Origin of the sequence: Acinetobacter sp. YH12072 (assembly GCF_013419565.1) — a bacterium.
Lineage (GTDB): Bacteria > Pseudomonadota > Gammaproteobacteria > Pseudomonadales > Moraxellaceae > Acinetobacter.
The window spans coordinates 1-15,611 of record NZ_VOZV01000021.1 but is presented as its reverse complement, the minus strand read 5'-3'; the positions used below and the strand labels follow the sequence as shown (position 1 = coordinate 15,611).

Below are 15,611 nucleotides of genomic sequence, written 5' to 3'. Positions count from 1 at the left end.
GGCTGAATCATCAGCCTTTTTAGTTTTTTTGAGTTATTTAAAGGTTTCCAGCAAGGTACGCTGTGCATTATGTGGTTGTTCACCTTCAGCGACTTGGGCACGCACCCAGGTTCCATCTCCCTGTAACAACCAGGCCTGCTGATTGTCTTTCAGGTAATTTAATAAGCCTTGCTGGTAAATGCGTTTCTTTAATGCTTCATCTTCAATCGGAAAACAGGCTTCTACACGATTAAACAGGTTACGATCCATCCAGTCTGCGCTTGAGCAATAAATGCGGGAATTGCCATTATTGCTAAAATAAAATACGCGCGTATGTTCCAGGAAACGGCCGACGATTGAACGTACCCGAATATTCTCTGAAAGTCCCGGCAAGCCTGGACGTAGACAACAAATCGAGCGGATAATCAGATCAATCTGTACACCTGCTTGAGAAGCTTCATAAAGTTTGTTGATGAGTTGCAGTTCAGTTAAAGCATTGACTTTCACGATAATCTGGGCTTTCTTGCCCGCTTTAGCATTGGCAATTTCATTATCAATATAGTTGATGAGCTGGGCATGCAAGGTAAATGGTGCATGGAGCAGCTTTTTCAGCTTGGCCATTTTCCCCATTCCGGTCAATTCCTGGAAGATACGATGCACATCTTCACACAGATCTTTGTCCGTGGTTAACAAACCATAGTCGGTATAAATCCGTGCATTGCCCGCATGATAGTTCCCGGTACCCAGATGTACATAACGCACCAACTTGTTATTTTCTCGGCGTACAACGAGAATCATTTTGGCATGGGTTTTATAGCCAACAATGCCATAGACCACGACAGCACCCGCTTCTTGCAGCACATTGGCAACTGCAATATTAGATTCTTCATCAAAACGTGCACGCAGCTCGATGACTGCAGTCACTTCCTTACCGTTACGGGCCGCTTCTGCCAGCACCTGCACGATCTCGGAATCTGGACCACTACGATACAATGTCTGCTTGATTGCCAGTACCTGAGGGTCACGTGCCGCTTCACGTAACAGCGTAATCACTGGTGCAAAAGATTCAAATGGATGATGTAGCAAAATATCCTGCTTCTGCATGGCACTGAAAACATTTTCAGATTTCTTCAGTACTTTAGGCAGAATTGGCGTATGTGAATCATAACGTAGATGTGGACGTTTGAAGTTGGACAGTAACCGCGCCAGATTAACCGGTCCTGCCACTTTATAGAGCTGTTCTTCATCCAGATCAAATTCTTCCAGCAGATATTCATAAATATGCTGCGGACAATTTTCAGTCACTTCCAGACGGACTGCACGACCAAAACGGCGCGAACTTAGCTCGCCTTTTAAGGCTTTGGCCAGGTCTTCAACATCTTCATTTAAGGCCAGATCGGCATTCCGGGTAACACGGAACTGATAGCAGCCAGTCGCGGTCATGCCCGGGAACAGGTCAGACACATGTTCATGAATGATGGCGGATAACATCACATGATGTTCTTTACCATCAGTCAGTTCATCCGGTAAACGCACAACACGTGGCAATGAACGTGGCGCAGGAACAACCGCAAGATCAATCTGACGGCCAAAGGCATCTTTCCCTTCGAGCGTCACAATAAAATTCAGGGATTTATTCACCAGACGTGGGAATGGATGTGCCGGATCAAGGCTAATAGGCGTAAGAACTGGAGCAACCTGTTCCTGAAAATATTTTTTCACCCAGGCCGATTGTGCCGGTGTTAGCTCTCCACGGCGCAAGAAGCAGATATCTTCCTCACGCAGTTTAGGCAAAATCTCTTCATTTAAAATACGGTACTGACGTTCAATGGCGGCATGTGCAGTTTCGGCAATCTGCTCTAATACTTGTTTTGGCGTCAAACCATCCGGACTGCGGCTTTCATTGCCCAAATCCAGTTGTTCCATGACGCCAGCCACACGAATTTCAAAAAACTCATCTAAATTACGTGAAAAGATCAGTAGAAAATTCATGCGTTCCAGCAAAGGATGCAGAGGATCAACCGCCTGTTCCAGCACTCGCAAATGGAAATCCAGAATAGACAGTTCACGATTAATGTAACGATCATTATAAGTATATTCGGTTGGTGCCGAAGTCGTACTGGCTGCCGTATTCATATTAAACCTACGCTATTTTCAAGTCTTGCTTATTGCTTTTAGTATGCTTCAAATTAATGACATTTTCATAAAAAAAGCCCAAATATTTGGGCTTTATCTTGATATTTTTATTTAAGGGATTTCAGCATAGCGCATATAACGCTGAATCATACGTTTACGTGCTTTTAGGGCTGATGCATTACGATGATCTTCAAAATATTTTGGATTGGTGAGAATCGCTGCCAGGAAGATGGCCTGATCACGAGTCAGGCTCTCTGCAGTCTTACCAAAATAATGTTTGGCTGCCGCTTCTGCTCCATAGATATTGTCTCCAAACTCAATCGAGTTTAAATATACTTCCAGAATACGCTCTTTAGACCACATGCGCTCCATCATCCAAGTCGCAACAGCTTCCTGACCTTTACGGAGGAATGAACGCTTGTTGACAAGGAACAGGTTTTTAGCCAGCTGCTGGGAAATGGTTGACCCCCCTGCCACGACACGACCTTCATTCTTGTTACGGCTGAGCGCAGTCTGAATACCATCCCAGTCAAAGCCATGATGGTGCATGAATTTTCCATCTTCTGCCGTAACAACTGCCCGCTTCAGATTGGTACTGATTTCATCATAAGGGCGCCACTGATGTTGAATGGGCTTGGAGGGTTCAGTCCAATAATCGATCCGCATCATCATGGTGGTATTCACCGGATTGGTTCGCCACCAGGCTAAACTTGCAAAAATCCACAGTTGAACAAGTAGAATCACACTGACAATCACGAGAAGGGTGCGGGTCAGAAAGGCTTTCATGTCAGTGCGTTACTCCTGAAAATTCAATTTTTCGTGTTAAGCTTATTCGAAATATACAATCACAGCAAAAAAATAGCATGCCTGAATATTCTCCCCCAACAACACATCGCAAACTGGAAATGCAGCTCTGGTGGATGACCGCACTCCTGATCTGTATCAATGTCGGCCTGTTTGGCTGGCAGGTTCTGAATGGAATGGACATCACACAGCCAAGTTCTCCAGATGCCATTCGCTGGGGAGCAGATTATGCACCTTTAACGTATTTAGCGGAACCCATACGCCTGTTTAGTAGCATGTTTTTTCATTTTGGCTTAATTCACCTGATGTTGAATATGTGGGCACTGTATATTTTTGGTAGTGTCGCTGAACAAATTTTTGGCCGGATCTATTTTACAGGTCTTTATATTTGTGCCGGCCTGATGGGTAGTTTGCTCAGTGGCTATATGAGTATCCAGGACAGTTATGCCTTAATCGAAGGCGGTGTAGCCAATCCTGGCTTATTGCCGGGTGTTAGTGCGGGTGCTTCGGGTGCAGTCATGGGTCTCGGTGCCTCCCTGACTGTTCTATCTTTACTGCCAATGTTGCCCCGTCAGCCTTTTATTCTGGATAAAAAAACGCTCGTAATGATCATGGGCCTTAACCTGGCGATGGGCTTTATGATCAGCGGAATTAACAATGCCGCACATATTGGCGGCATGATCATGGGGGCCGGACTAACAGCGCTCTGGTATCTTGGTCAGAAAATGCAGCGTGGCCGTTTGGTCAGTCTGGTTGCCTTACTGCTCGGCGTCGCTGCCTGTATCGTGCTGTATCAATATAATCTGGCTTTGCTTGAACCGATCCGCCCACTCTGGCAAGAGATTTTACAAATGCTACAACAGCAGTTGGCCGATCAACCTGCGAAATGAATCTTATTGATTCATCTCACGCAGGCTTTGTAAAGGTGGAATTTCGGAAAGATAACTCAGACGATAACGCCCGATCAGGGTACATAATACAGTCATAAACACAGGCAGGATAATCCAGATTTCCCAATGAGGCTGGATGATCAGATCCATCTTATAGCTGGCAATGGCGCTGATCACTTCTGCAAACAGACATGAAACAATACCGGCGAATAGTCCGATAAAACCGATTTCCAGACTCATCATGGTTTTCAGCTTCTGTTTGGAACTACCAAAAGACCGGAGCAAAGCCACTTCACGTTTACGTTCATCCATGAGCAGGTTTAGACAGGCCATCAGTACCAGAAAACCGGATACACTGACCAGCACAGCCAGAATGGTAATGATCTGTACCAGCACATTCACAATTCGTTTGATTTCTTCCAGAATCAGGCTGACATCAATAAATACCGTATTCGAAAAACGCTGAACCAGATTCACCAGTTTATCTTTGTCTGTTTCCGGTACATAGAAGCTGCCCAGATAACTGCCCGCATTGGCACCCATAGTATTTGGTGCAAAGATAAAGAAGAAGTTTGGACTAAAACTCTCCCACTCTACCGTTCTGAGATTCACCACTTTGGCTTCGAGTATGCCTTCAGGCAGGCTAAAGTTGAGCTTATCTCCCAGTTTGATGCCCAGCTCTTGTGCAGTATTGGCTTCGACCGAAACCTCACCCGGCTGTTTCAATCCTGCCTCCCCCTGAACAATCACATTATCCTGAGGATAGCGATCCGACTGGGTCAGATTCAGTTCACGTCTTAAGGTATTACTCTTTTTGACCAGTTCAGCAGCAAAAGGATGATCATTTTTCGCTACCAGACGCCCGCGAATATTGGGATAAAGCGGCGTGCTTTTCCAGCCATTCTGTTCTAACTGAGCTTTTAAGTCAGGCATATCAAAAGGCGGCAGACCATAAACAAACTGGTTGGGTGTCCCTTCCGGCAACTGTTGCTGCCATCGATCAAGTAAATCTGTACGCAGTACAGCCAGCACACTAATCAAACTGAGTCCTAAAGCTAAGGCAGTAATCTGTAAAGCGGTCTGATACGGTGTCCGTACATAGGCAGACAGATTGAATTTCAGATTACGCAGCAGTTTTAAAATACTCCAGACCGTAAAATACAGAACAGCACAAAGCAGAATAATGGCCCCAATCACCCAAGCTGTCAGCACGATATTTTCCGTTAAAATCACACTGAAAATAATCAGACTTAAGGTTCCGGTCAGTAACATCCACAACATCGAATGGACGGATTTTTCCTGCTGACGAATGACCCGAATCGGAGGAGTATTTAAGAGTTGAAACAGACTGGGCATGACAAAGCCCAGTAACACCACTGCACTGGTCAGCATGGCAATTGGCAAGGGCCCCAGCAGCATCGCCGTAGCAGAGAACTCAAGCTGCAAGTTTGGAATCAGCTGTAGCATGAGCTGCAGCAAGCCATAACCCAATGCAACACCTATCACGCTACCAATCAACATGGCGATTAAAAGCACTAAACCCAGCAAAGCCAGATAAGCGGCTAGAATCTGATTTTTGGTCGCGCCAATACAACGCATCAGGGCAATATGATCCTGGTTCTGCTGTACATAACGTTGTGCGGTTAAAGCAATGGCAATCCCGCATAATAAAATGGTGAGAATATTCGCCAGTTGCAGAAAAGTATCCAGATTAGCAATTGGTTTCATTAAACGGGTATTGCCTTCGCTGGCATTACGCAAGCGTAGACTGCCCTGCTGTTCCAGTTCTTGTCCCTCAACCTCAGCATCTGCTTCATCTGAAGTCCCATTTTCAGATTTTATCTTCTGCTTGAACCAGGTTTCATATTGCCGGGTATCGGCTGGATTGCCTGCCATTAATAAACGGTAATCAATCCGGCTACCGACCTGAATCGCATTGGTGCGCGCCACTTCTGACTGAGCAATAATCACAGTCGGCGAAAAGCCAGAAAAACCCAGCTCCTGATTAGAATCCTGCTCAATTTTTGCAGTAACCTTAAATTTGGCATCGGCGATATTCAGTTCATCACCCAGTTTGACCTTGAGCAGATCCATGGCCCGTGAACTCAGCCAGATTTCCCCCGCTTGGATTTTATCTGCTGCAGGCTGAACCCGTAGCTCTCCTCGTAAAGGAAAAGCCTGATCAATAGCCTTAACATTGACCATGACAAACTGATCATTGGTATAAGCCATCGTACTGAAAAATGTGACTTCGGATTGCTGTAAATCGAGCTGCCTGGCCTGATCACGCCATTCCTGAGCTAGCGGCTCATTATCAGAAAGTACCAAATCTCCCGCCAGCATTTCAGCTGCCTGTAAAGCAACGGCGTTCTGAATCTGTTCATTACTGAACTTTAGTGCCGTTGTGGCACTAATCGCTAAGGTCAGCGCGATGATTAGCAGATAAATCCCTGTCGTATTAAAACTTTGTCTGAGTAAAGGACGAAAAAGATGCTGCATATCAGCCTCCACTCGCATGTTCAATCAGCTGACCATTGACCAGTTCAAAATGACGCTGGCATTGTTGGGCCAGATCAGGATCATGGGTAACCAGAACCAGCGTGGTGCCTAATTCGCGATTTAACTGAAAGAGCAGCTGTTCAATTTCCTGAGCGGTTTCCCCATCCAGATTACCTGTCGGTTCATCAGCAAATATGATTTTGGGTTCACTGACCAATGCGCGGGCAATAGCGACACGTTGCTGCTCCCCACCCGACAGTACTTTTGGTGTTTGCTGAGCCTGACGGTCTAATCCGACCTTTTGTAGCAATGCCAGCGCCTTTTGTTCGGCATCACTATATTTAAAATCTAGCTGTAAACGTAAAGGCAGCATGACATTTTCAAGTGCCGTAAGATGAGGTAAAAGCTGGAAAGACTGAAATACAAAGCCAATATTTTTTAGCCGGACTAAAGCACGCTGTTCTTCATTCAAGTTCGATACCAGCTCTCCACAAACCGTTAACTGCCCGGAACTAGCCTGATCCAAAGTGGCCAAAATGCCCAGTAAAGTTGACTTTCCTGAACCGGAACGCCCAGTAATGGCGACCTGTTCTCCAGTCAAAATTTCCAGCGAAAGATCTTCAAAAATAGTCAGTTGTTTTTGTGAAAGTTGTATCTTTTGTGTCAATTTCTGGGCAGAAATAATCGCTTGTGGCATGATGGTCGAATCGTTGCTGCTTTGAATCATACGTGTCCTATATGAAAGATCTAAATCAGAAAAATCGTGTATTGCCTTGCCTGGTATTCTTTGGACTATGCCTGATTCCTTTTAGTCTGTCGGCAAAGACCATTATGATTGTGGGTGACAGTATAAGTGCTGGTTATGGCATGCAACCACAGCAAGGTTGGGTACATTTATTACAAAAGCGTTTGGACCAACACTATCCGAAACAGCATAAAGTGGTCAATGCAAGTGTGAGCGGTGAAACCACTAGCGGTGCCTTGGCAAGGCTGCCGAAACTGCTACAGACTCACCGTCCAGATATTGTGGTGATTGAGCTTGGCGGGAATGATGGCCTGCGTGGGCAGCCACCCCAAATGATTCAAAAGAATTTAGCAGCTCTGGTACAACAAAGTCAGAAAGCCAAGGCGAATGTGGTTGTTTTTGGAATGAAAATGCCACCAAATTATGGCCAGGCATATAGTAAGGCTTTTGAAAATAACTATAAGGTGGTCAGTCAGCAGTATAAGGTCAAACTACTACCCTTCTTTATGCAAGGCGTCGCTGGTAATAAAAGTCTGATGCAACAGGATCAGATTCATCCCAACACCAAAGCCCAGACTATTTTATTAAATAATGCTTATCCTTATATTAAAGGCGCCCTCTAAGGCGCCTTTAACTGAATTAAATCTTAAAATTTTCTTAGAAGTCAAAGAAAGTTACTTCACCGGTTTCAAGTGAATATTCTGCACCAATCACCTGTAACTTACCTTTAGCAATCAGGCTTTCTAGAACTGCAGAACCATGACGTAATTGATTTACTGAAGCAAATACATTGGAACGGACTGCATGTTTAGATAGTTTATTCAGGTCATCTTTCAGTTCAGTCTGCATTAGAATTTCAACTGATGGACGTACACGGTTCACGATTGACATTAGATTTGCAGATGGCGGTGTTGCCGGATTGGTTAATGCTTCAATTGTTGAATGAATAGCGCCACAATGCGTATGACCCAAGACAATCACAATCGGACAGCCAAAGCTTTCTGCTGCGAACTCGACACTGCCGACCTGAGACGGTGCAACAATATTACCTGCTACCCGAATGACAAACAGATCACCCAGACCCTGGTCAAAGACCATTTCTGCAGGTACACGTGAATCTGAACATCCTAAAACAATAGCAAATGGTTCCTGACTTTCTGCCATTTCAGCACGTTGCTGATGCGATAATAATTTTAAATGCTGCGTTTCACCATTGACAAAGCGCTGGTTACCCTTTTTAAGACGATCTATAGCTTCCTGAGCTGTGAGCATTCTTTTTTACCATCGATGTTTTTAGTGGGAATATCTTACTGCTAGATTTTTTGAATGTCACTTGCAAAAAAAATTAGCTGTAAAATTTTTAGCGCTTTGATGATTTCTTGTTCTGGGAATTTTTCTGTGAAATTCATCACGTTTTTTGAGCAGTTTTTCTGCTCAAGCTAATAATTAACAGATGTACAATATTAAGGAATGCTTTAAAATAAGTGAAAGATTACGATTTGATTCATCTATAAATTGCAAATCGATAACACGGAAGTATTTTGAGCGTTTTTGCTCAGTTTTTTCAGGGGACAGTGCTAATGAAGAAAATAATAAAATTGCGCTCAAAAATTATCTATTCCACTTTAGTCGCTCTGGGTCTTAGCCTATCTAGCCTGAGCCATAGCCAATATCTGTTTACGCCACCGAAAGCCAAATCTGCCGAAGTTTTACAGCTTTACCTGAGCCAGCAACGCATCCAGGCGGGTCTACAATCCAAAACCTTGAAAGTCGGGGATGTGACTTGGAGTTATAGCGAAGGCGGTGCAAAAAACAAACCCTCGATTATCCTGATTCATGGCCTAGCAGGCACACGCGACAATTGGAATCGTGTCGCCCAGTTTTTGACTCCGTATTATCATGTCATCATTCCGGATTTGCCGAGCAATGGCGATACCCGGATTCCAGCAGATTTTGACTTGTCTGTACCCAATGTCACTTCGCAATTACGTGCTTTTGTCGAAACCCTGAAGATTGAAAAGAATCTGCATGTGGCCGGTCATTCTTTGGGCGGCTCAATTGCGACAGTTTATGCATCCCAATACCCTTTCGATACCCAAAGCCTGTTTCTAGTAAATAGTGCCGGCATCTATAAAATGGGCAATACGCCTTATACCAAAGACCCACATGCGCTCAAAGATCTGATTGTCAGTAAACCGGGCGATCTGGAAGATGTCTCCAAACAGCTGATGCAGAATCCACCAGCGATGCCTTACCAGTTAAGACATGCGCAGGAAAAACTGTTGATTGCCCGTTCGGAACAAACCAGCAAATCGATTGATCAGGTGGTAATGCTCAACCGGCTGTATACGCCTGATACCTTTGCCCGTCTGACCCGTACAGTGGAAGCCCCGACTTTAATTTTATGGGGAAAACAGGATCGAATTATTAATGTCGAAGTGGTGAAAGAGCTATATTCTTTATTGAAACGTGCTGAAACTCCGGTGATTTTAAATAATGTTGGTCATATGCCGATTCTGGAAGCAGAAAAACAGGTTGCCCAACATTATTTGCCTTTCCTGGCCAAGACACAGACCCTAAAAAATCCACTAGCTGATAAACTCATTCCTTTCAATTAAGTTTCAGAGAAGTTATGCAGAAACACCCGATGATTGAGCAGTTGATTGATGCTCAACTTGATTTTCTTGATCAGGTATTTTCTCAATCTGAAACCATTCAAAGCGAGTTTCATGAGTTTTATCTCTGGTTGCGCAAGCAGTCGCTTAAAGATCTGTGGAGCTGTGAACTGATCAATCAGCTACTACAAAAGCAGATTCTGGATACTGCTGCCAGTTCTTTTCTGATTGAGCAGATTGCCGAACATATCCGGTTCGCATTGGTTCATCCAGCCAATGATACAACCAAAATTGCAGATGTCATTCCGGTACTGACCATTGATAAAATTGCACAATATGTGGCCAGCAAAAGTGGTCATCGTCAGCGCCTAATCAAAGCGGTGGTGAATAACCCTGCTTTCTCGGCCATGATTACGCAACTGATCCAGCATTCGATTCAGGATTATCTGGATAATTCTGTGATTGCCAAGAGTGTGCCGGGTGTTTCCCGTTTTATGAAAATGGGCAAATCTGTTCTGGAAAATGTCACGGATTCCAGTCTGGACAACACGGTCTCCCGTTATCTGCAAAAAAATATTTTAAAACTCAGCCAGATGAGTGAGCATGTCCTGAACCAGCACTTTGATGATGACAAGCTGTACCATTTTCAGGCCAATCTTTGGCATAAGATCAAAGACATGCCGCTTTCCGTACTCAAGAACTATATTGAAACCCAGGATCTGAACCAGACGGTGAGTTTAGGGCACGAGATCTGGGATCATATGCGCCAGACGGAATATATGCAGCAGCAACTGCATGACGGGATTTATACTTGGTATGTACGTAATCAGGAACATACTTTTGATCAGTTATTACGAGATCTGAATATTGATGAAGCATTGATTCAACATGAACTGAATGAATTGCTGACACCGATTATTCAGCAGATGATTCATCAGGGCTATTTGCGTGAACGTGCCCGTGCCTATCTGGCAAAATTCTATTATACTGAAAATACCTTAAAAATTTTAAAGATTGAAGACTAAAAAAAGCCGCTAGAAAGCGGCTTTTTCATATCTATGAATTAGAATTTGATATTCATACCCACGGTGTATCTACGACCATCAAGTACAATGTCATAATCGCCATTGGTAATTTCTTTATTTGCAATGTTATAAATACCAGCGGTCAACCTTAAGTTATCTGTCGCTTTAAAGACTGCACCGGCATCAAAAGTACCATATCCCGGTGTCCCATTATCCATAGAAGTACGGCTTAAATAATCACTGGTTTTGCCACGGTAATTATAGTCCATCCAGGTCGTCCAGGTATCTGAAACATCATAATCCAGACCGACATTCAGCATATGTTTTGGCATTTTATTTAAAGGCTGGCCTTTAAATTCGCCACTTTTTTGCTCAGTTTTTGTATAAGTATAACTTGTACTCGCGTGAAGATTATCCAGTACATCATAGTCTAATGTGAATTCAGCACCTTTCATTTCTGCATCGGAAACGTTTTTCATTTGGCTAACAAATCGATATGGCTTGCCATTTGCCGAACATTTCCATTCTTCTACAGGAGAACTATTTGTTGTTCCTGGCGTGTCACATAAACGATCTTCAACAATTTTATCTTTAAAATCAGATTTAAAGACCATTAAACTGCTTGTTAAACCAAGTTCAGGAGCCGAATAGTTAAATCCGAATTCATAGCTCGTACTTTTTTCTGGAGACAAATCAGGGTTACCAATGATGACAGCACTGCCTTTTCCTGTTCTGCTACCAAAACCTTCTGAAATTTGGCTAATCGTTGGTTGTTTATAGCCTGTACTTACACCACCTTTCAAAGTTAAAGCATCAGTTAAATGATAAACACCATAGACGCGCGGTGTAATTTCACCACCAAAGTATTCATCTTTATTGTAGCGGGCGCCCACAGTTAAAGCGAAATCATCGGTAATGCTCCACTCATTTTCTGCATATAAGGCAAATAACCAACGGTCGAGTGAAGTGACCCCAGTAATATCGGCTAGACCATTTGTGGTATCAGTGATTTTTTCTTTTTGATATTGACCACCCACTGTTAATGCATGGTTACCCAAAAAGAATGAGCCTTGTGTATTAAAGACTTTTAATTCTTCATTTTTTTCGTCAGCAACGACACCACTATAAACTTTTCTAGTTGTCTCATCTTGATAGTATGAATCAAGGGTAAAATTATCGTAACGTGCTTTATGCGTTAAGGTATATAGATTTTTCTCATTTTCATTGATAGAGGCTTGAGTGGCAACATCCACACTTTTACCCAGTGTTGTAGTGTACTGCTGCCCTGTAAAATCATATCTCAAACCAATATCGTTATGTTCATCGACATTCCAAACCAGTTCAGTACCGAGCTTTCTCACTTTCTTCTCAGACTCACTTGAACCAGATTTTTGCCCTTCTCCACCGACAAAGTCACTTTCGTCATTCCCCTGGAAGTTACCATCTATACTTAAAGATAATTTATCTTGAATTAATGGGCCTGTGACATACATGCTGACGCCATAACTATCATTTGCATAATCATTATCAGACTTCGTATATTCAGGAGAAATACTTCCATACCAATTACTAGCAGACGCTTTTTTAGTAATAATATTAATTACACCACCCATAGCATCTGAACCATAAAGTGATGACATTGGACCACGTACGACTTCGATCCGTTCAATCATGTTAATTGGTGGTAAATATGCACCAATTTTCCCACCGTCTGTACCATTACCATTCACTGCCCTACCGGCGCTAATTGGTCTGCCATCAACAAGGTATTTCGTATAGGTTGCACCCATACCTCGGATTGTAATCTCTTTATTATTGCCGCCACCTTGCACAGAGACGCCTGGCATATTTTTTACAGCATCAATTACATCTGTATATGATTTTTTTTGTAATTCTTCCGCGGTAATGACTGAAATAGAAGCGGGTGCATCTGCAATATTTTGTTCAAAACCGCCCGCTGTGGTTACCACAATGGTCTGCAATTTAGTAGTTTCAGTCTGTAATGTTGCTTTTTGTTCTTCAGTTACCTGGTCTTGTGCTTGTACTGAAACAGCTAATGCTGAAAGCACTGCAAAGGCCAAAGTCGATTTCATAAACAGCTTACTCATATTCGAAGGTGCCCCAAAAGTTGATTTATGAAGAAATATTGCTGGAATTGTGACGCATTGTATCAAATGTAACTATAAATACAATTAGTATTGATAATTATTATCATTATTAAATCTAGATAAAAAAATACCCCGAGCATTCGAGGTATTTCTTACAAGCTAATTTTATTAGAGACTTATTTGAAATAAGCACCTTCAGCTTGGGTATGGTCAGTTTGGTCAACCACACGTGCCAATTCAGGAATATGCTGTTTCAAGGTTGTTTCAACGCCTTGTTTTAAAGTCACATCAATTGCTGAACAGCCCTGGCAACCACCACCAAACTTAAGAACTGCAGTTAAGCCATGCTCAGGATCTTCAACCACTTCAACCAGTGCACAGTTACCACCGTGACCTGCCAGACCCGGGTTAATTTCTGACTGAAGCACATAGGTAATACGCTCTTCTACAGAGGCATCAGGACCGACGCGTGGCACTTTAGAGTTTGGTGCACGGAAAGTCAGCTGACCACCAAAACGGTCTTTATTGTAGTCAATAACTGCATCTAGCAAGTATGGAATTGACGGAGAGTCAATATAGGCCGGAAAATCTGGATATTCCTGCTTATAGTCTGTAGGTACAACCTCATCAGGTGCACTATAAGCCATGCAACATTCAGCGCGCGGTGTACCCGGATTTTCTACAAACACGCGTACGCCAATACCTGGTGTATTCTGTTTGTCCAATAGATCCTTTAAATACTCTTGTGCTGTCGGTGTAATCAAAAGATTTGGAATTTCTTCTGCAACCGGAGTGTTGCTGTTCTCAGTCGACATAACAATAATTTCCTCAAGCTGAAGCTACTATTTTAACTGAAGATGCGGGGTAATTATAAAAATTCAACCAAAATTGTCGGATTTATTATAAAAGTCGCACTTTAGATTTGTTTTAATGGCATGATCATTGTCAAATAGATAGAAACAGAATTACTTATATGCTTGATTTACCTTTTAATCATACCGTCACTATTATTCTGATCACCTGTATTGTTTCTTTTATTGCTTTTTCAAAAGAAACGGTAATGAATCGTCTGATTTTCTGGCCGCCTGCCATGCAACGTGGTCAATATGACCGTTTCATTACCCATGGTTTTATCCATGCAGATGGCACGCATTTACTATTCAATATGATCACGCTGTTCTTTTTCGGCAGCATTATTGAAAGTTTTTATCGCCAGTATTTATATGATCTGGGCTTTATCCTGTTTTATCTAGGTGGTCTGGTTGCAGCGATTCTGCCAAGTTATCTGAAACATAAAAATGATGCGCGCTGGGCCAGCTTGGGTGCTTCCGGTGCAGTATCCGCGGTTCTGTTCGCTTATATTCTGTTTGAACCATGGAAGCTGATTTTCGTATTCTTTATTCCCGTACCTGCGATTATTTTTGCTGTTTTATATGTGGCCTATAGCATTTGGTCGGGCAAACGTGGCAACAGCAATATTAATCACAGTGCCCATCTTTGGGGTGCAGCTTATGGTGTGGTGATGACGATTATTCTGGAGCCACGACTTATTCCGCATTTCCTGAATAAATTGACTCAAATCCCCTTCTAAAGTTTTGAATGATTAAGGGATAGCAAATATCCCTTTTTTAATCATTCACATATGAAAATGATTTTCATTTCTACCAATTATGCTAATCTTGTCGCGAATTTAGAGGAATAAACATGAAATTTAAGACTTTAGCATTTGCCACAATATTAGGACTGACGACTTCCTTTACAGTTTCTGCACAGGTCACTTTCGACTATAAAGACCAAAATATTCAACTCAAAAAAAACCCGAAAAAGATCGCAGTATATGACCTTTCGGCACTGGATATCTTGAATACACTAGGGCTTGAAGCTCAGCTGGTGCCTTCTGCAAGCTTTGCAGGCAACTTAAGCAAATACCAGCAGGACAAATTCACCAAAGCTGGTTCTCTGTTTGAACCGGATCTCAATGTACTAAAAGCTGCTAAACCCGACCTGATTATTGTCGGTGGCCGTTCGGCTTCTAAAGCCGAGGCTGTTAAAGGTATTGCTCCGACTTTAGACCTTTCTCCAGATACTAGCCAATATATTGTCGATCTGACGGAACGTACCCATGTCTTGGCTCGTGCATTTGGTAAAGAGAAAATTGCTACTGAAAAGCTCGGTAAAATTGCAACGCTGCAGCAACAGCTTAAAAAGCAAACTGAAGACAAAACTGCACTGATGTTGTTTGCGGTTGGTGAAAACTTTATGCCACATGCAGAAAATGACCGTTTTGGCTTTGTTTATGAATTAGCAGGTTTTAAACCAGTCTTGGATCCATCTGAACAGTCTAATGCACCCCGTCCAGAAGCCGGCTCTCCGGAAGCATTGAAAGCAGCGGAGAAAAATGTTCAGCGTATTACAGCAGCCGTTGAGAAGAATCCGGATTACATCATTATCCTGGATCGTGGTGCGGTGAATACCCAGAAATACACCGCTCAGGATAATATTCAGAAACACCTTGCCCTAAAAAATGCCAAAGCCTTGGCAGAGAAAAAAGTGAGCTATGTGAATGCTGATGCCTGGTACATCACTGGTGCAGGTTTGGACAATACCGCTTTCATGCTGGAAGAACTCATTAAAGGCACAGCGAATTAATTTTTAACCCATTACTAAAAAGGAAGCTTCAAGCTCACTGCTGTCCCATAGTTTGCTTTAAATAAAAAAACCTGAGTCCTAACAGTTAAAATATGAGTGCAAACAAACACTTTAACGACCAGGATTCAGGTTTTGTCCCATCAGAATACCGTATTTCATGA

At 42.8% G+C, this 15,611-nt stretch carries 13 protein-coding genes; 6 read left to right on the top strand and 7 right to left on the bottom strand.

Features of this window, described 5'->3' with window-relative positions; translation table 11 throughout:
- Positions 1 to 33: 33 nt before the first annotated feature.
- Positions 34 to 2,115: a polyphosphate kinase 1 gene (gene ppk1, locus FTU19_RS10180; protein ID WP_034704182.1), complete on the bottom strand. Its 2,082-nt coding sequence runs from the start codon at positions 2,113 to 2,115 to the stop codon at positions 34 to 36.
- 111 nt (positions 2,116 to 2,226) lie between these two features.
- Positions 2,227 to 2,901, bottom strand: a complete 675-nt coding sequence (mtgA, locus tag FTU19_RS10175) for a monofunctional biosynthetic peptidoglycan transglycosylase (RefSeq protein ID WP_004783023.1) — start codon at positions 2,899 to 2,901, stop codon at positions 2,227 to 2,229.
- A 77-nt stretch (positions 2,902 to 2,978) separates the two neighbouring features.
- Between mtgA and FTU19_RS10170 the strand changes: the two genes are divergently transcribed.
- A complete protein-coding gene (locus FTU19_RS10170; RefSeq protein WP_180053149.1) occupies positions 2,979 to 3,809 on the top strand; it encodes a rhomboid family intramembrane serine protease in 831 nt (276 codons plus the stop codon).
- Positions 3,810 to 3,812: 3 nt separating this feature from the next.
- On the opposite strand, the gene FTU19_RS10165 is transcribed toward FTU19_RS10170, so the two are convergent.
- Both FTU19_RS10165 and FTU19_RS10160 read right to left on the bottom strand, forming a co-directional pair.
- Positions 3,813 to 6,308 (bottom strand): ABC transporter permease, encoded by a 2,496-nt coding sequence (locus tag FTU19_RS10165; protein WP_180131058.1) that lies wholly within the window; start codon positions 6,306 to 6,308, stop codon positions 3,813 to 3,815.
- A gap of 1 nt (position 6,309) precedes the next feature.
- Entirely contained in the window at positions 6,310 to 7,035 is a 726-nt protein-coding gene (locus FTU19_RS10160; protein WP_034170433.1) for an ABC transporter ATP-binding protein, read from the bottom strand.
- Between the two features lie 11 nt (positions 7,036 to 7,046).
- Between FTU19_RS10160 and FTU19_RS10155 the strand changes: the two genes are divergently transcribed.
- Positions 7,047 to 7,676, top strand: coding sequence for an arylesterase (locus FTU19_RS10155; RefSeq protein ID WP_179992124.1), 630 nt, complete (start codon positions 7,047 to 7,049; stop codon positions 7,674 to 7,676).
- A 34-nt stretch (positions 7,677 to 7,710) separates the two neighbouring features.
- On the opposite strand, the gene FTU19_RS10150 is transcribed toward FTU19_RS10155, so the two are convergent.
- A complete protein-coding gene (locus FTU19_RS10150; protein ID WP_004783034.1) occupies positions 7,711 to 8,325 on the bottom strand; it encodes a carbonic anhydrase in 615 nt (204 codons plus the stop codon).
- Between the two features lie 308 nt (positions 8,326 to 8,633).
- Here FTU19_RS10150 and FTU19_RS10145 point away from each other — a divergent pair, with 308 nt between their 5' ends.
- Together FTU19_RS10145 and FTU19_RS10140 are read left to right on the top strand one after the other, a co-directional pair.
- Positions 8,634 to 9,671, top strand: a complete 1,038-nt coding sequence (locus tag FTU19_RS10145; protein ID WP_180033964.1) for an alpha/beta fold hydrolase — start codon at positions 8,634 to 8,636, stop codon at positions 9,669 to 9,671.
- A 14-nt stretch (positions 9,672 to 9,685) separates the two neighbouring features.
- Positions 9,686 to 10,693, top strand: coding sequence for a hypothetical protein (locus tag FTU19_RS10140; RefSeq protein WP_180053146.1), 1,008 nt, complete (start codon positions 9,686 to 9,688; stop codon positions 10,691 to 10,693).
- A 38-nt stretch (positions 10,694 to 10,731) separates the two neighbouring features.
- On the opposite strand, the gene FTU19_RS10135 is transcribed toward FTU19_RS10140, so the two are convergent.
- Positions 10,732 to 12,786 (bottom strand): TonB-dependent receptor domain-containing protein, encoded by a 2,055-nt coding sequence (locus tag FTU19_RS10135; RefSeq protein WP_257219732.1) that lies wholly within the window; start codon positions 12,784 to 12,786, stop codon positions 10,732 to 10,734.
- A 191-nt stretch (positions 12,787 to 12,977) separates the two neighbouring features.
- A complete protein-coding gene (gene nfuA / locus FTU19_RS10130) occupies positions 12,978 to 13,616 on the bottom strand; it encodes a Fe-S biogenesis protein NfuA (RefSeq protein ID WP_004783039.1) in 639 nt (212 codons plus the stop codon).
- Between the two features lie 158 nt (positions 13,617 to 13,774).
- Here nfuA and FTU19_RS10125 point away from each other — a divergent pair, with 158 nt between their 5' ends.
- Positions 13,775 to 14,392, top strand: a complete 618-nt coding sequence (locus FTU19_RS10125) for a rhomboid family intramembrane serine protease (RefSeq protein ID WP_004783040.1) — start codon at positions 13,775 to 13,777, stop codon at positions 14,390 to 14,392.
- Between the two features lie 113 nt (positions 14,393 to 14,505).
- Positions 14,506 to 15,450: an ABC transporter substrate-binding protein gene (locus FTU19_RS10120; protein WP_180131054.1), complete on the top strand. Its 945-nt coding sequence runs from the start codon at positions 14,506 to 14,508 to the stop codon at positions 15,448 to 15,450.
- The last annotated feature ends 161 nt before the right edge of the window (positions 15,451 to 15,611 follow it).

Coding starts and splice junctions, on each gene's coding strand:
- ppk1 (WP_034704182.1), bottom strand. CDS start 2,115: ATGAATACGGCAGCCAGTACGACTTCGGCACCAACCGAATATACTTAT.
- mtgA (WP_004783023.1), bottom strand. CDS start 2,901: ATGAAAGCCTTTCTGACCCGCACCCTTCTCGTGATTGTCAGTGTGATT.
- FTU19_RS10170 (WP_180053149.1), top strand. CDS start 2,979: ATGCCTGAATATTCTCCCCCAACAACACATCGCAAACTGGAAATGCAG.
- FTU19_RS10165 (WP_180131058.1), bottom strand. CDS start 6,308: ATGCAGCATCTTTTTCGTCCTTTACTCAGACAAAGTTTTAATACGACA.
- FTU19_RS10160 (WP_034170433.1), bottom strand. CDS start 7,035: ATGATTCAAAGCAGCAACGATTCGACCATCATGCCACAAGCGATTATT.
- FTU19_RS10155 (WP_179992124.1), top strand. CDS start 7,047: ATGAAAGATCTAAATCAGAAAAATCGTGTATTGCCTTGCCTGGTATTC.
- FTU19_RS10150 (WP_004783034.1), bottom strand. CDS start 8,325: ATGCTCACAGCTCAGGAAGCTATAGATCGTCTTAAAAAGGGTAACCAG.
- FTU19_RS10145 (WP_180033964.1), top strand. CDS start 8,634: ATGAAGAAAATAATAAAATTGCGCTCAAAAATTATCTATTCCACTTTA.
- FTU19_RS10140 (WP_180053146.1), top strand. CDS start 9,686: ATGCAGAAACACCCGATGATTGAGCAGTTGATTGATGCTCAACTTGAT.
- FTU19_RS10135 (WP_257219732.1), bottom strand. CDS start 12,786: ATGAAATCGACTTTGGCCTTTGCAGTGCTTTCAGCATTAGCTGTTTCA.
- nfuA (WP_004783039.1), bottom strand. CDS start 13,616: ATGTCGACTGAGAACAGCAACACTCCGGTTGCAGAAGAAATTCCAAAT.
- FTU19_RS10125 (WP_004783040.1), top strand. CDS start 13,775: ATGCTTGATTTACCTTTTAATCATACCGTCACTATTATTCTGATCACC.
- FTU19_RS10120 (WP_180131054.1), top strand. CDS start 14,506: ATGAAATTTAAGACTTTAGCATTTGCCACAATATTAGGACTGACGACT.